At 54.9% G+C, this 15,899-nt stretch carries 14 protein-coding genes and 1 tRNA gene; 4 read left to right on the forward strand and 11 right to left on the reverse strand.

The features are described 5' to 3' along the window. Positions 1-66: 66 nt before the first annotated feature. From FFI95_RS12550 to cysP, 4 genes are read right to left on the reverse strand one after another with little or no spacing between them, the layout of a single operon-like run. Positions 67-1,203 carry a sulfate/molybdate ABC transporter ATP-binding protein gene (locus FFI95_RS12550; RefSeq protein ID WP_144823042.1) on the reverse strand — a complete coding sequence of 379 codons (1,137 nt, stop codon included), beginning with the start codon at positions 1,201-1,203 and terminating at the stop codon, positions 67-69. Beyond that, on the reverse strand, positions 1,203-2,072 hold the full coding sequence (gene cysW, locus FFI95_RS12555) for a sulfate ABC transporter permease subunit CysW (protein WP_144823044.1): 870 nt from the start codon (positions 2,070-2,072) through the stop codon (positions 1,203-1,205). The genes FFI95_RS12550 and cysW overlap by 1 nt, the downstream gene beginning before the upstream one ends. Positions 2,073-2,076: 4 nt before the next feature. Next, entirely contained in the window at positions 2,077-2,955 is an 879-nt protein-coding gene (gene cysT / locus FFI95_RS12560; RefSeq protein ID WP_144823045.1) for a sulfate/thiosulfate ABC transporter permease CysT, read from the reverse strand. Positions 2,956-2,958: 3 nt separating this feature from the next. Further along, positions 2,959-3,972: a thiosulfate ABC transporter substrate-binding protein CysP gene (gene cysP / locus FFI95_RS12565; protein WP_144823047.1), complete on the reverse strand. Its 1,014-nt coding sequence runs from the start codon at positions 3,970-3,972 to the stop codon at positions 2,959-2,961. Positions 3,973-4,151: 179 nt separating this feature from the next. On the opposite strand from cysP, the gene FFI95_RS12570 reads away from it, so the two are divergent. After that, a complete protein-coding gene (locus tag FFI95_RS12570; RefSeq protein WP_144823049.1) occupies positions 4,152-4,793 on the forward strand; it encodes an SDR family oxidoreductase in 642 nt (213 codons plus the stop codon). Positions 4,794-4,849: 56 nt separating this feature from the next. Here FFI95_RS12570 and FFI95_RS12575 read toward each other — a convergent pair. Continuing rightward, positions 4,850-4,926 (reverse strand) — tRNA-Pro (locus FFI95_RS12575). A gap of 144 nt (positions 4,927-5,070) precedes the next feature. Then, a complete protein-coding gene (locus FFI95_RS12580) occupies positions 5,071-6,714 on the reverse strand; it encodes an FMN-binding glutamate synthase family protein (RefSeq protein ID WP_144823050.1) in 1,644 nt (547 codons plus the stop codon). 143 nt (positions 6,715-6,857) lie between these two features. On the opposite strand from FFI95_RS12580, the gene FFI95_RS12585 reads away from it, so the two are divergent. Beyond that, positions 6,858-8,450 (forward strand): BCCT family transporter, encoded by a 1,593-nt coding sequence (locus tag FFI95_RS12585; protein ID WP_144823052.1) that lies wholly within the window; start codon positions 6,858-6,860, stop codon positions 8,448-8,450. A 73-nt stretch (positions 8,451-8,523) separates the two neighbouring features. Here the strand turns inward: FFI95_RS12585 and FFI95_RS12590 are convergent, their stop codons facing one another. From FFI95_RS12590 to FFI95_RS12605, 4 genes are all read right to left on the reverse strand, one after another. Next, the gene (locus FFI95_RS12590) at positions 8,524-9,471 is read right to left on the reverse strand and encodes an alpha-L-glutamate ligase-like protein (RefSeq protein WP_144823054.1); all 948 of its coding nucleotides are present in this window, start codon (positions 9,469-9,471) and stop codon (positions 8,524-8,526) included. Position 9,472: 1 nt separating this feature from the next. Next, positions 9,473-10,993, reverse strand: a complete 1,521-nt coding sequence (locus FFI95_RS12595) for an inactive transglutaminase family protein (RefSeq protein ID WP_144823055.1) — start codon at positions 10,991-10,993, stop codon at positions 9,473-9,475. Next, the gene (locus tag FFI95_RS12600; protein WP_246069509.1) at positions 10,990-11,793 is read right to left on the reverse strand and encodes an ATP-dependent zinc protease family protein; all 804 of its coding nucleotides are present in this window, start codon (positions 11,791-11,793) and stop codon (positions 10,990-10,992) included. The genes FFI95_RS12595 and FFI95_RS12600 overlap by 4 nt, the downstream gene beginning before the upstream one ends. Before the next feature lie 113 nt (positions 11,794-11,906). Beyond that, positions 11,907-12,269 carry a hypothetical protein gene (locus FFI95_RS12605; RefSeq protein ID WP_144823057.1) on the reverse strand — a complete coding sequence of 121 codons (363 nt, stop codon included), beginning with the start codon at positions 12,267-12,269 and terminating at the stop codon, positions 11,907-11,909. A 273-nt stretch (positions 12,270-12,542) separates the two neighbouring features. Between FFI95_RS12605 and FFI95_RS12610 the strand changes: the two genes are divergently transcribed. Together FFI95_RS12610 and FFI95_RS12615 are read left to right on the forward strand one after the other, a co-directional pair. Then, positions 12,543-13,958: a DNA recombination protein RmuC gene (locus tag FFI95_RS12610; RefSeq protein ID WP_246069510.1), complete on the forward strand. Its 1,416-nt coding sequence runs from the start codon at positions 12,543-12,545 to the stop codon at positions 13,956-13,958. Next, positions 13,949-14,800, forward strand: a complete 852-nt coding sequence (locus FFI95_RS12615; RefSeq protein WP_144823058.1) for a hypothetical protein — start codon at positions 13,949-13,951, stop codon at positions 14,798-14,800. The genes FFI95_RS12610 and FFI95_RS12615 overlap by 10 nt, the downstream gene beginning before the upstream one ends. Here FFI95_RS12615 and FFI95_RS12620 read toward each other — a convergent pair. After that, positions 14,797-15,822 carry an AraC family transcriptional regulator gene (locus tag FFI95_RS12620; RefSeq protein WP_144823060.1) on the reverse strand — a complete coding sequence of 342 codons (1,026 nt, stop codon included), beginning with the start codon at positions 15,820-15,822 and terminating at the stop codon, positions 14,797-14,799. The two genes, FFI95_RS12615 and FFI95_RS12620, sit on opposite strands and share 4 nt — an antisense overlap. Between the last annotated feature and the right edge of the window lie 77 nt (positions 15,823-15,899).

Here is a 15,899-nt window from a genome sequence, read left to right on the forward strand (position 1 = left end):
ACCTCTTTGTTGGGGTTTAAAACCATGGTAACAGATTGTATTTCCGTTGGGCCGCTGTCTTATCCTTTAGTTTATAAGACGAACCAACGGTGCAGAGGCAGCTTCAGCCCAGTTAATTGTGGTGGGCTGGCTGTCATTGTCATTAAACAGGTGCCCCACCTCTGGCACGGCGTAGCGCAGGTCGCCCCGGGCAGGGCGCTGCTGATTAAACTCAGCGTGGCTGATACCGACTTCCCAGATATTATCCGGACTGTTGCTTTGCCACCCGACCGGGCTCAGCTCAATACGTACTTCCGAGCCAATCAGGCTTACTGACTCAATACGCAGAGGCAGGTGTGCATACTGTCCGGGCTCGTTAGCCAGCCGCACTTCGTGGGGGCGCAGGTAGAGCTGTGCACTGCCCTGATGCCGGGAGCCCGGAACGGTTACCCAGGCCTTACCCTGGCTAAGCCGGCCTCGCTGGACTTCACCGGGAAGCACATTGACCTGTCCCAGGAAATCGAACACAAAACGACTGTCCGGGCGGGCATAGAGTTCTGTGGGCTCGTTTACCTGTTCCACGTTGCCCTGGCTCATCACCACAACCTGATCAGAAAGCTCCAGAGCTTCCTCCTGATCGTGGGTGACAAAGATACTGGTGAAGTGGAATTCGTCATGAAGGTTGCGCAACCAGCGCCGAAGGTCTTTGCGGACTTTGGCATCCAGGGCTCCGAACGGCTCATCCAGAAGCAGGATCTGTGGGCGGGTCGCAATCGCCCGGGCCAGCGCCACCCGTTGCTTCTGGCCGCCGGACAACTGCGCCGGGTAACGTTTTGCCAGATGCGGCAACTGGATCATTTCCAGCAGTTCCGTCACACGCTTATGGATTTCAGCGCGGGATGGGCGTTGTTTACGGGGCAGAGACTCCAGGCCAAAGGCGATGTTCTGGGCAACGCTCATATGGCGGAACAGGGCGTAATGCTGGAAAACAAAGCCTATGTTGCGGTCGCGCACATGCAGGCCGGTTACATCCTGGCCGGCAAAGTTGATGCGCCCGCTATCGGCCGATTCCAGCCCCGCTATAATGCGCAGCAGGGTTGTTTTGCCTGAGCCGGAGGGCCCCAGCAAGGCGGTCAGCTTGCCTTCAGGGATATCCAGCGAAACGTTGTTCAGCGCCTGGTATTTACCAAAACGCTTGTTTATACCATTAACGGTGATCGTCATTACGCTGTTTCCTCTGTTTGCAAACGATTCAGAGCACGCGCCTGCCGCCATTCCACCAAACCTTTGGCTACCAGCGTCAATACGGCAATGCCAGCCAATAGCGAGGCACTGGCAAACGCGCCAACAATATTATAATCCTGGTACAACAGTTCCACGTGCAGGGGAAGGGTGTTGGTCTGGCCGCGAATATTTCCCGAGACTACGGATACTGCACCAAATTCACCGACGGCCCGGGCATTTGTGAGCACCACACCATAAACCAGCGCCCACTTGATGTTAGGCAGCGTGATTGTACGGAATACCCTCAAGCCGGAAGCTCCAAGCACAACACCCGCTTCCTCTTCTTCACTGCCTTGCTGCTGCATCAATGGAATCAGCTCACGGGCGACAAAGGGGCAGGTTACAAATACAGTAACCATCACAATGCCGGGCCAGGAGAACATCAGCTGCATGTCTTGGTCGGCAAGCCAGCTGCCAACCCAGCCGTTACGGCCGTAGAGCAGAAGGTAGAGTAGGCCAGCGACCACCGGAGAAACGGCAAACGGTATATCAATCAGCGTAATCAGCAGCTTGCGGCCTGGAAAGCGAAAACGGGTGACCAGCCAGGCCAGAGCCGTACCAAAGGCCAGGTTCAGGGGTACGGTAAGCGCCGCCACAAACAGGGTTAAGCCGATTGCATGCAGGGTGTACTGATCCAGCAGATTATCGGCCAGAGTGCCCCAGCCAGCGCCCAGGGCTTCAAGAAAGATCACCAGCAACGGGATGATCAACAGGCCAACGGTAATGGCGATAGCAATACCAATGAGCAGCCATTTTATGACCGGGCTGTCACCGACCCGGCGGTGTTGGGGTGAGGGGTTGCTATGCATCGGGCTAGCGTCCTTCTATGCGTTTCAGATGCCGGGCCTGCCAGAGAGTAATGGCAAAAAGCATCACCAGTGATACCAGAAGAACCACAGACGCAATGGCACTGGCGGCGGCATAATCAAATTCCTGCAGGCGGATGAAGATCATCAGACTGGTCACTTCACTGACGTAGGGCATGTTGCCTGCAATAAAAATAACCGCACCAAACTCGCCAAGGCTGCGGGTGAACGACAAAGCAACACCTGTCAGCAGGGCCGGCCACAGTGCCGGGAAAATGACCCGCCGAAATACATGGCCATCGCTTGCGCCCAGACTGACAGCGGCTTCTTCGTCTTCCGGGGCCAGTTCTTCCAGCACCGGCTGCACCGTGCGCACCACAAACGGCAGACTGGTGAAGGCCATGGCCACAACGATTCCTACAGGAGTGAAGGCAATCTCAATGCCCACTTTGCTCAGCCACTGCCCATACCAGCCGTTGGCAGCAAACAGGGTGGCCAGGGTGATACCGGCAACTGCAGTGGGCAGGGCAAACGGCAAATCGACCATGGCGTCGATCAGGCGCTTACCGGGGAACTCATAGCGCACCAGTACCCAGGCCAGAAGCAACCCGAAGGCTCCGTTAAAGGCGGAGGCTGCCAGAGCTGCCAGCACGGTCACTTTATAAGAGGCGACAACTCTGGGATCGGTGACGACAAACCAGAACTCGTTAAAGCTCATGGCGGATACTTCCATCACCAGCCCGGTCAGTGGCAGCAGTAATATCAGGCTGATAAAAAGAAGCGAAATACCGAGGCTGAGGCCAAACCCCGGTAATACCCGCTTGCTGCGATTCTGACGTAGCCGGCGCTGCGGAGTCGCAGCGCCGGTTTGACTGGCCGTGGACATGGGTTACTTCCGGCGCTGCAGCTGGTCGAGTTTGCCGCCACTGGCAAAGTGTTTTTTGGTGGCGTTTTCCCAGCTGCCGGCAATCTCGTCAATGGGCATCAGCTTAACCTCAGGAAAGCGGTCGGAGTTTTCCTGTTTTACAGTTTCGTTGTGAACCCGGTTGTTAAAGCTTGCCAGCAGGCGTTGGGCGTCTTCACTGTACAGGTGCTCCAGATACGCTTTGGCTAGTTCTTCGCTGTTGTTCTGCTCGACGTACTCATCAATCCAGGTGACCGGAAACTCTGCCAGAAAGCTCACTTTGGGCGTTACAACTTCATATTCACCGTTATCGTAACGGTCGGCCAGGTTCAGTACTTCGGATTCGAAGGTCAGCAGTGCATCGCCAATGCCACGCTCAATAAACGTTGTGGTGGCACCACGTCCGCCACTGTCAAACACTTTTACATGGCCGAGAAAATCCTGAAGAAAGTTGTCAATCTTCTGCTGATCGTCGCCAAAACGATCCTGGGCGTAGCCAAGAGCGGCCAGGTACGTATAGCGTCCGTTGCCCGACGTTTTCGGGTTGGGCATCACCAGGTCAACATCTTCTTTGACCAGATCATCCCAGTTCTCAATATTCTTCGGGTTACCCTTGCGCACCAGAAAGGCCATGGTGGAGTAGTAGGGGGAACTGTTATTGGGCAGACGCTCGGCCCAGTTCTCGGGGATCAGGTTGCCGCGGGTGTGCAGAATATTAATATCGGTAACCTGGTTAAACGTTGCCACGTCGGCTTTCAGGCCCTGGATAATAGCCTGTGCCTGCTTGGAAGAGCCTGCGTGAGACTGGCTTATCTCTAAGGTTTCACCGGTTTTTTCCTGCCAGTACTCGCTGAATTGCTCGTTGTAGGCTGCAAACAGCTCACGGGCAATGTCGTAAGATGTATTAAGCAACTTCTGGTCGGCGGACACAGCAGGCTGAGCAAACAGTGAAGCGCCCAGCGCAAGGCCTGTGACCAGCCCTTTGAGTTTAATTGACATAAAAATCCCCTGCTATAAATTTTGAGTGCCCGTAAGTTATCAAACTGGATTTAAATCAGGAAAGAATATTAAATAATGTATTGATTCGATTTGGTAATAACGTGGGTGTGGGTTGAATAAGGCGGATTGCGCATAGATCTATACAGAACGATTGCCATTAAATGATCAGGAGATTCGCTATGCATGTATTCATTGCAGGAGCCAACGGACAGATAGGGCAGCACTTGCTGCAGGAACTGGCAGACAGTGATCACGAAGCCCGGGCGCTTGTCCGGCATGCAGATCAGGGACCGGAATTACAAAAGCTGGGCGCCACAGAAACTGTCATCGGTGACCTGGAGAAAGACTGCAGCGAAGCTATGCGGGGTTGTGATGCCGTCATTTTTGTTGCCGGTTCCGGCCCTCATACCGGGCCCGATAAAACCGTAGATGTGGATCAGGATGGTGCTATCCGCTTGATTGACAGCGCCAGTGCCATGGGGATAAAGCGCTTTATCATGGTCAGCAGCATGGGGGCCGGAGACCCGGACAGCGGGCCGGAAAAACTGCGCCATTACCTGCAGGCCAAGCATAACGCCGATGAGCACCTGAAAAGCAGCGGGTTAAACTACACCATCATTCGCCCGGGCCAACTGACCAATGATGAAGGCACCGGCAAGGTTTCCGTCAGCGCAAAGCACGACAAGGTTGGCAAGATACCCCGGCAGGATGTTGCCCGTGTACTACTGGCAACGCTGGATGCTGATACTACTGTGAACCAGGTGTTTGAAGTGGTGTCGGGGGAGACCTCGATAGCCGATTCGCTCCGTTTGAAGGAGTAACAGACTATAGCAGGTAATAAAAAAGGCACATCCGAAGATGTGCCTTTTTATGTAATTGGTCGGGACGGTAGGATTTGAACCTACGACCCCTTGCACCCCATGCAAGTGCGCTACCAAACTGCGCTACGCCCCGATTCGCTATATCTTGCCATCTGAAAACTGTATCGATGGCAGTGCCATTGAGATGTAAGAGTAATCTCAGTGGCTTAGCGGGAGCGAAGTCTACACTAGCCAAAACTAAAAATAAACAGGCTTTGCAGAAATAGCGCTGAATTCCTTACCTTAGCTTGGTTTCCCGGAGCTCCCGGATGAACTCCGGAGGCGCAAAAGTATCCGGCCGGGAGTCAGACCAGTATTTATCAAACACAGCCAGGCCGGTCTTGCCTTCAAGCAGGGCGCCGGGCGCCAGAAACGGAAACAGGTCGATGTAGGAGTGTACTTCTGTTTTCGACACCCGGCGCACGATATGTTCGGGGCCCAGTTCACCCGGGTGGTTCAGTCCGGAGGCTTCAAGCAGGTTTTGCAGGGCGTCCAGGGTGTTTTTGTGGTAGTTGTACACGCGCTGGCTTTTATCCTTTACATCCAGCTTGTGGCTTCTTCTGGGGTCCTGTGTGGCAACTCCGCTGGGGCACCGACCGGTATGGCAGTTAAGCGCCTGTATGCAGCCCAGAGAGAACATGTAACCGCGAGCCGCATTACACCAGTCGGCCCCCAGGGCAAGTGTGCGTGCAATATTAAACGCCGACGTAATTTTGCCAGCAGCGCCAATGGCAATGTGCTCTCTCAGGTTGGTTCCTACCAGGGTGTTGTGTACCAGAAGGAGCGCCTGTGTCATCGGAGTGCCGATGCGGTTAATAAACTCCAGCGGGGCAGCGCCGGTACCGCCTTCACCACCATCAATCACAATGAAGTCCGGCTTGCGCCCGGTGTCGAGCATGGCCTTAACAATGGCAAACCACTCCCACGGGTGCCCGATGGCCATCTTGAAGCCAACCGGCTTGCCACCGGACAGTTCGCGGAGCTGGTCGATAAACTCAAGCAATTCTATGGGGGTTGAAAAAGCGGAGTGCTGTGCCGGGGAAATGCAGTCTTCACCTACGGATACGCCCCGGGCTTCTGCGATTTCCGGTGTTACCTTGGCTCCGGGCAGAATGCCGCCATGCCCGGGTTTCGCGCCTTGAGACAGTTTGATCTCTATCATTTTTACCTGTTCAAGGGTCGCGTTTCTCTCGAACATTTCAGGGCTGAAGGATCCGTCCTTGTTGCGGCAGCCGAAGTATCCCGAGCCGATTTCCCATACCAGGTCGCCTCCAGGCTGCCTGTGGTAGCGGGAAATAGAGCCTTCGCCGGTATCATGGTAGAAGCCACCCTGCTTTGCACCTGTGTTCAGGCTAAGAATGGCGTTGGCGGACAGAGAGCCAAAACTCATGGCAGAAATGTTGAATACACTGGCGCTGTAGGGTTTCGCGCAGCGGGAGCCGATCTGCACACGAAAATTGCTATTGGGGATTTTAGAAGGCTGCAGAGAATGATTGATCCACTCAAAACCTTCTTCATACATTTTCAGCTGTGAACCAAAGGGGCGCTTGTCGAGTACGTCCTTGGCGCGCTGATAAATAAGCGCGCGCTGATCTCTTGAGAACGGCTGCTCGTCATTATCTGACTGGATAAAGTATTGGCGGATCTCGGGCCCGATGGATTCAAAAAGATACCGGAAGTGAACCATGATGGGATAGTTCCGGCTGATTGTGTGCCGCTTTTGCAGCACATCGTGGGTACCCAGCAGTGCCAGGGCCCCGAAGATGACCGGGAAAAAGTAGCCTGCGGAGTAATGCAGACTCAGGACCAGTGATACAAGAAAACCCACAATGCTTATGACGTATGCCGAATAGCGCATGGGAAAGCTGGTTGTTTTGTCCATAATTATCTCATTGGCTCCTTGGAGACCTATCGTGTTTTGATGTTTCGACCCCAAAACATTAGGATGGCTTTCTTGTAAAAAATTATTAATCCGGATTATGAAGGATTTTCCATACACAATTCAAAATCAGGAGGCGCCATCACGTGGGCGACGTAGTTAAAGACGAGTATCAAACCGATTACGTAGCCGGCCAGGATAATATCAGACCTTTCGGGCTGGACCTGCACGCGCCGGTATTTCCCATCGCAGCCATCTTGGTCATTATCTTTGTTGTGGGCACCCTCATGGCCCCACAGGCTGCTAACGAACTTCTGGTAGGCACGAAGGACAGTTTCATTGAAAACTTCGACTGGTTCTTCCTGCTGAGTGCCAACCTGTTTGTTATTGTATGTATTGCCTTGATTTTCATGCCGGTTGGCAAAATCCGCTTGGGTGGTATGGACGCTAAGCCTGATTTTTCCACCCTGTCCTGGTTCTCGATGCTGTTTGCTGCGGGCATGGGCATTGGCCTCATGTTCTGGGCTGTGGCAGAGCCTGTGGGCAACTATACTGGCTGGGGCGGCACACCGCTTGGTGTTGAAGCAAACACACCAGAGGCGCGCAACCTCGCCATGGGCAGTACCATGTATCACTGGGGGCTGCACCCGTGGGCAGTTTACTCGGTTGTTGCGCTTTCCCTGGCATTCTTTGCCTACAACAAGAACATGCCCCTGACCATGCGCTCCGCGTTTTTCCCGTTGCTGAAAGACAAAGTATGGGGCTGGCCGGGTCATGTTATTGACACCCTGGCGGTAGTAGCCACCTTCTTTGGCCTCGCAACGTCGCTGGGTTACGGCGCACAGCAGGCCGCATCCGGCCTTGATTTCCTTTTTGAAACAGGCTCCGGGCTGAATGTTCAGATAGCGGTTATCACAGGTGTTACGGCTGTTGCACTGCTGTCCGTTCTGCGTGGTGTTGATGGCGGCGTTAAGGTGCTGAGTAACCTGAACATGGGGCTGGCCGGACTGCTTCTGTTCTTTGTTATTTTCGCAGGTCCTACTCTGGGTATTCTGGAGAATCTGTGGGTAACGGCTTCCAGTTATGCAAGCAACATTGGTGTTCTCAGTAATCCTTTCGGCCGTGAAGACGCCGACTGGATGGGCGGTTGGACTGTGCCTTACTGGGCATGGTGGATCTCTTGGTCACCGTTCGTTGGTATGTTTATCGCGCGGGTTTCCAGAGGTCGTACTGTCCGGGAATTCGTATTGGCCGTGCTGGTCATTCCGACACTGGTTACCGTGGTCTGGATGAGCTCGTTTGGTGGTGCTGCGCTTGAGCAGATTGATCAGGGTATCGGCGCACTTGCGCAAGATGGCATCACAGAAGTGTCTCTGGCCATGTTCCAGATGTTTGCCAACCTGCCGCTGACTGCCATTATTTCATTCGTCGGCATTGTGCTGGTGCTGGTGTTCTTTATCACCTCGTCGGATTCCGGCTCGCTGGTTATCGACAGCATTACCGCCGGTGGTAAAACCGACTCACCTACTGCGCAGCGGGTATTCTGGGTAGTGATGGAGGGTGCCATTGCAGCTGCCCTGATATTCGGCGGTGGTGATGATGCGCTGAGTGCTATCCAGGCATCGTCTGTAAGTTCTGGCCTGCCGTTTACTCTGATCCTGCTGATCATGACGTGGGGTCTGCTGAAAGGCCTCAGTCGGGAGCGTAAAATACTGATCGCCAGGGGCGAGATGACCTGATCAGCGTCAAGCCTATAAAAAACCGGAGTTCAGTTTCTGCTGACTCCGGTTTTTTGTGTCTGGGTTTTATATATCAGAGCTGGGAGAGCGTTTCCATGGCGTAATCAGCCCGTTCTCTGGGCGTGAAATGCAGGCGCTTCAGGCCCTCCACGGCGCGAAGCCTCGGTAACAGTCCGCGTCCATTGGCCATTTGTATGGCCAGGCCCGGCCGGGCATTAAGCTCAAGCAGCAAAGGGCCTTCGTTGGCATCCACCACAAGGTCCACACCCATATACCCCAGGCCGGTGGCCTCATAGCAGCGGGACGCCATTTCCAGCATCTCGCCCCAGGCATCAATATTGATGTTTCCCAGCGCCAGACCTGTATCAGGGTGAAGTGTAATAGGGCGGTTAAACTGAACCGCATTCAGGCTTTTACCTGTGCCTATATCCAGACCCACGCCCACAGCACCCTGGTGCAGGTTGGCTTTGCCGTCCGAGGCGGTGGTGGCAAGGCGTAGCATCGCCATTACCGGATAGCCCTGAAACACAACGATGCGTATATCAGGAACCCCCTGGTGCGAGTAGCGGGCCAGGGAAGGGTCAGATTCCACCAGGCTTTCCACAATGGCCACATCCGGGGCGCCCGCCAGAGAGTACAGCCCCGCCAGAATGTTGGTCAGGTGCCGCTCCAGAACCGGTACCCCCTCCCGGGTGCCAGAGGCTTTAACAAAACTGTCACCGTCACGGCCGGTAATCACTGTAATGCCCTTGCCGCCGGAGCCTTTTGCCGGTTTGATGGCAAAGCCGGCAAGGTCTCTGGCCATGTCCCGGAAGCCGGAAATCTGGTGCTGATGCCTCACAGTCTGTAAAAGCTTCGGGGTTTTTACTCCGTACTCAGCCACGGCCAGTTTGGTTTTAAGCTTGTTATCCACCAGCGGATACGACGAGCGCTCATTATAGCGGGCGATGTAATCCACGTTGCGCTTGTTCATATTCAGCATGCCCAGGCGCTTCAGGGTGCGGGGAGATATCCAGTTCATATCAGTCGTACGCCTTCATGGGCGCGAAACGCCGAAGCTCGCTGAGCTTGTAGCCGGTGTACTGGCCCATCAGGAGAATCAGGCCCAGAATTGCAAAGTGCAGCTCCGGGAAGTTGAACGTCAGGTGGCCCGCCAGGGGAGCACTCATCAGCAGGTAGGCACAGATAGCCACGAACAGGCTTCCCGAGCCCTGCACCAATACTTCCTGACCCCCTTCCTCTTCCCAGAGAATGGACATCCGCTCAATGGTCCACGCGATAATAACCATCGGGAAGAAGGTGACAGTCATGCCGGTATTAAAGCCCATCTGATAACCGAACACACTCAGCCCTGCGGTAATGAAGATCACCAGAATGATCAGGGCAGAAATCCGCGATACCAGCAACAGGTTGAGGCTCGACAGGTAGCCCCGCATCAGCAGGCCAATGGACACGATCGACAAGAAAGCGATAAGGCCGGGAATCAGGGTTGTCTGAACAAAAGCAACGGCAATCAATACCGGCATAAAGGTGCCAGAGGTGCGAATGCCGATCACCATACGCATAAACGCAACCACAAAGGCGCCCAGGGGCAGCAACAAAAGCATGCGGAACATGCTTTGTTCTTCAATCGGAAGCTCATAAAAGCTCAGGAAACCAAGCCCGTTGCCCTCGGATTGCATGGCCGCTAACTGGAGCGCAGGAATGGTCTGCCGGATCATGGAAAAGCTGACTTCGGAGCTGTCTCCCCCGACAACGTCGAGCAGCGAGCCCGAGCCCTGTCGCCAGAGCAACAGGTCATCTGGAACTCCCTGTTCGGCGGTTTTGGGGTTCAGCGTAAGCCAGCGCTCACCGTTATATATCTGCAGAAACGGCGTCAGGTGTTGTCGCCGGCGAGCATCTTCCAGTTTCAGGCCGTCGGCAGTTCGTGCCGGAATACCCGAATGATTAAGCATGTTAACCAGCAGCGGCAGGTAATTTTCTTCAGAGACCAGCAACGTTGTGTTCTGAATCCGGGTATCTGGCTGCATCAGGCGGATCAACTCCCGTGTCATGCTTTCTGGGGTGCTGGACCGGGCTTCAGCCTGCGCCAGGATTTCCCGCACGGCTGTGGCTTCGGGCTCTTCCCAGAACAGGCGCCGGGTTTCCGGCGGCTGCTCAGGCGGCACAGGCTCTGCAGAGGCATCTGGAATGAACTGCGCTTTGAAGTACAGGGTTTGTGGGCCGGTTACATCACGCTTGGTCCACTCGGCGCGACGACTGTCAGACTTATCAATAATTGAAAAACCATACCCCGGAGACGCTGCCTGCTCGGTCAGAATCAGGAAGCCTGGCGGTTGTTCAGGAACATTAAGGCTCGCCACGACGGGTTCGTTGGAACCATCGAAATCAACGCGGGCCTCCACCATCCAGACCGGGCGTTGCTCGCCTGTGAGCCAGGGGATGCCCAGTTCTACATGGCGCCATACAGCAAGCGAAATCCCCGCAGCTATGAGCAGAAAAACAGCGATATAAAACGGTAAGCGTGAAGGGCCCTGGTTCACTGTTCTTCTCCATTTTTGGAGCGCTCAAGGATGGACTTGGGCAGCTCTGTTGCATACTCCTTGCCTACATCAATCAGCATGACATCCCGCAAAATGTTGCGACCGATCAGGGCCTGGTAGGTAAGGTTGCTGCGATTGGTCAGGGTGAACTCGGCAACCTGCTGATGATCACCAATAGAGAACTGCAACTCTACCACCACCCGGCGCTCAGCCTCCTCGGTGCTGGCCTGAATGACCTTAACGCGCCGGGAAATCTCTTTTTCCAGCGTGGTGAACTCTTCTGTGCCGGGCACTGGCACATCAAAACGTACCCAGTTATTGCCGTCCCGCTCAAAGCGGGTGATGTTGCGGGCGTCGATAGACGAGGTTTCTGCGCCACTGTCTATACGTGCCTTGTAGACGAACCGGGAATCCGCCAGATAAAAGTTTTCCACTTCACCCACAACCACTTTGCCCTTGAGCCGGTCAGCCCGGCCTTTTGAGTCGTCAATGGCAGGGCAGGCTCTCTGGGCCGGTATGGGTGGGCACGAGGGTTTGGCAACCTGGGTTGAAATGGCTTCCAGCACTTTTTCAGTGGCGTTTTGATTGTGCTTCAGGACTTCTTCGTGCCTTATCTTTGCGTTGTCCTCCATGGTCACGAGTGTTTCGCGCTGACTCTGGACCGAGTTATTAAGCTCGCTCAGATTTGATTTGGGAACCATGAAGTACTGGTCTGCGGAGCACCCCGTTAGCAGAACTGTTCCTGCAAGCGCAATAACGGAGAACGTAGACAAACCAGCCCGCAATCGTTTTAAAGACATGAAAGACCCCTGAGCCGGTTGCCGGTCACACCCGATAAAATGTGACGGCCTGGAATTTGATGGCAGAGAATATCCGGAGCGGAAGTATACAGCAATCGACGTGTGTTTTTGCTTTACAGTTGGTTAAGGAGCGCTTCCTCTGAACGTAGATAATCCTGGATAACCGGAGAACAATTGAGATAGAAAAGCAGCAGCTCCCGCTGAACATCCTGATCCTGAACCCGGGCTGCGTACACAATAAGATCAAGCAGCTCCTCATCGCTGCTGGTTTCAGTGATTTCATAGCGCTTGCCGTAGCGGCTGTTCAACAGGCCGGTGAGGCGCTCCAGATGAAACTCGCCAGTATGGGTCACATGAGGCAGTACGCGAAAACTGTCCGCCTTAAAAGTATCGGATGCACCCGGTTTACCTTCACGGCCAACCAGACCCGTTTGCGGGAATTCTGCGCCCAGTTTTCGCCAAAGTTGTTTAAGCATGGTTATCCATCTGGTTCTGTACCGGCCCGGAAGTCGTTAATAAAGCGTAATGCCAAAATTCGCGGACGACAGTTACCCTTTTAATGGATATTCGTCGCCGCGTCCAGAGAAAGGTCAGAGTGCATTACCAAAATGCTGAACAGTCGAAACCCTTGCCGTGTGCAGGTCTCATGGAGAAGCCGGTGAGAGAAAACGGCGCGTGAATGTTATAGAATGTAATATCTTCGAAAGGTTGCGTTAACCCTCCCATGTATACACCCAAGGAGTTTGTTTGTGCCTGAGGCCGTCAGCGAATTTATTGTAACCAGGCCGGGGCTGATGGTAGCACTGGTGAGTCTGTTGTGGGTGGTGACCGCCCTTATAGCAGGGCTTCTGGCAAAAGCACGGCCTGAAAAGCGTGCAGCGGCGCTGCAATCTGAAGTGGCGACCTACAGCCGGCGTGTTGAAGAGTTGTTAACCGAACGTGAAGCCCAGAACGAAAAAGCCGACGCGCTCACAGCTGAGCTGGGTGAAGCCAGAGCAGCCCTGCGGGAACAACAGGCAAGCCTTAACGAAGAACGGCGCTCAGCAGCAGAAAAACTGGAATTGCTGGAGCGTAACCGCGACAGCCTGAAGCAGGAGTTCGAAAATCTCGCCAACCGGATATTTGAGCAGAAAAATGAGCGCGTCAGCCAGCAAACCCGCACCAGCCTGGACACGCTGCTTAACCCTTTTCGTGATCAGTTGCAGGACTTCCGTAAGCGGGTGGAAGATGTATACACCACAGAAACCCGTGATCGTCAGGCTTTGCGTAGCGAAATAAAGTCGTTACAGAGCCTCAATCAACAGATAACCGAGGAAGCCGCCAACCTGGCCAAGGCCCTGAAAGGCGACAAGCAGATACAGGGTAACTGGGGCGAACTGGTTCTTGAGCGAGTACTGGAAAAGTCCGGGCTACGCAAAGGCACGGAATACGAAACCCAGAGCAGCTACAGGGATGCAGACAATCAGCTGCTGCGGCCCGACGTGGTGGTCCACCTGCCGGATAACCGTAACCTGGTGATTGACTCCAAAGTATCGCTGGTCGCTTACCAGAAGTGGGTGACAGAGGAAGACGAGAGCGCCCGCGAAGCAGCGCTTAAGCAACACGTGGATGCAGTGCGAACCCACATACGCACCCTCAGCGAGAAAGATTACAGCCAGCTTGGCGGGCTGCACTCGCCGGATTTTGTTCTGCTGTTTATGCCCATAGAACCCGCGTTTGTGGCAGCTTTTCAGCAAGATGAGAGCCTGTTCTCTGAAGCCTTTGAACGCAAGATTATCGTGGTAACACCGACTACACTACTGGCAACGTTGCGCACCATCGAAAATGTCTGGCGCTATGAGCGGCAAAGCCAGAACGCGCGCCAGATTGCAGAGCGGGCGGGAGCTGTGTACGACAAACTCAGGGTGTTTGTGGAAGCCATGGAGCGCCTTGGTGGCCAGCTTGATACCGCACAGGGAACATTTGATTCGGCCATGAATACGCTGACCCGAGGCCGGGGAAACCTTGTTTCCCAGGCAAACCGGTTTGTAGAACTGGGCGTTAGAGTAAAAAAAGAGCTGCCGAAGGCCATAACCGAACAGGCAGAAGTGGACTCAGAGACGGCAAGCACCGCAGATATCGGGAGTGCCGACCATGAACAGGGAGAAAGTGTGCCATGGCAGTGAAAACCAACACATACCGTTTACTGGCCCGGGCTGTTATTCTCGCCTCGGCCCTGGTGGCAGGGCAGGCAGCTGCGCTGGCTCCCGAGCATGAAACCCGCCGGCTGATGCTGGCAATAGAAGACGCGGTGACCAGCGAAAGCTGGGGCGAGGCCAGTGAGTACCTGAACCGGCTTCAGCTTCTCGATGCCGAAAAACCCGCAGACTATCACTACTACCGTGGCCGGGTGATGCTGCAGACTTCCCATTTCAATGAAGCCCAGGCGGCGCTTGACACCTATGTAACCAAAGCCGGTGCAGAAGGCAGCCACTACCAGAAATCCCTGAAGCTGATTACCGAGATTGAGCGGGCGCGCAAAAAGCAAGCGCAAACCACCAAAACCGGTAAAGACTCCCGAGTGGCGGTGATTGAGCCGGCGGGTGACAAGCGGCTTGAGGCTCTGCGCGAACTGTATTTAACAGACTCGGACCGCAAGGCGCTGGTTATGCACCTGAACAGCCTGCTGGGTGTGGCCGGGTGGCGTCACGACCCCTCGATTGTACGCCTGGACAAACCCGCCGATATTGAATACCGGCTAAGCATTGAAGGCGATGCACTATCCATTCAGGAAATTAATCGCAAGACCCCGGATGGCATTACACGCAGAACCAGCCAGGTGAGGGTGTTTGGTATCAACCCCCAGGTAGAGTGGGGATGTGAGCAGGCCGTAGGTGCCTGCTGGATCTACGACCCGCGCGACGGGTCACGCCTGTTCCAGCTTTCACCGGACCGCAAGCAGACAGAGGAAGTAGCCCAGACTCTGGGTAAGCTGATCCGCAATCTGCAGGCACCTTCGGGCTCCTAGCCCTGAGTACTGAGACTGCCCCGCTCGCCTTCGCGATAGGCGCCCGGGGTAACGCCTGTCCACTTTTTGAAAGCCCGGTGAAACGTTGAAGGCTCGGTAAAGCCCACCTTTTCGGCAATGTCGTTAATCGACAACTCGGGTCTCCCCAGGTAATAAATTGCCGTATCCCGGCGGAGCAGATCCTTGATCTCCTGAAACGACGTGTTTTCCTGCTTCAACCGGCGGCGCAGCGTTTGCGGACTAGTGTGCAGCTCACTGGCAATCCAGTCAAAATCCGGCAGCGGCCGGGAAAAGTTCCGCCCGATCAGGCCCCGGATCTGGCCAGTAAACGTATTGCTTTCGTCGGGACGTGACAGCAGATCAGCCGGCGACGTTTTCAGAAACTGGTGAATCTCCGGCCTGGCCCGGATCACCGGCGCCGACAAAAAGCGGTTATCGAAAGTCAGGGCCGTGTGCTCAGACTCAAACGCCAGCGGGCAGTGAAAAATATGCCGGTACTCATCCCCATGGGCGGGCCGGGGGTAATCGAATTCTGCCTTCTTCAGCTCAACAGGTTGCCCCACCAGCCAGCTGCCCAGGCGATGCCAGATAACCAGGATGCTCTCACGCAGAAAGTAATGGGGGTCGTAAATGTCGCCTTCAATGCGGGTAACCAGTTGTGTGTTTTGCGGCCCGGTGATCAACTCCATGGACACCATAGGCTCGAACAGCCGGGAAAACTGCCAGGCCCGGCGATACACCGTCTCCAGAGTGGGGCAGTCAATCACCAGCGCACACATAGTGGCAAACGTGCCCGCCCGTGCCCGGCGTGGCCCCATGCCCAGAAACTCATCGTCCATGCGGGTCCAGGCAATTTGCAGCAACCGGCTGAACTGATCGCTGTTAACCCGTGCCTTTTCAATACGCAGCAGATCCGGAGATATGCCGGCTTCACGCAGCATGGCGTCTGTATCGAGCCCCAAACGTGTCGCGCCCGCTAAAGCTGCCTGCACAAAGTGCCGTGAAACTGTCAGATCAGACATCTAACCCGCCATATCATAAAACCAGACCCATCATAAAACCCCGGGGCCACAATACAACCAGAGCGACTGGAAGAATT

Source organism: Marinobacter piscis, assembly GCF_007671655.1.
Classification (GTDB): domain Bacteria; phylum Pseudomonadota; class Gammaproteobacteria; order Pseudomonadales; family Oleiphilaceae; genus Marinobacter; species Marinobacter piscensis.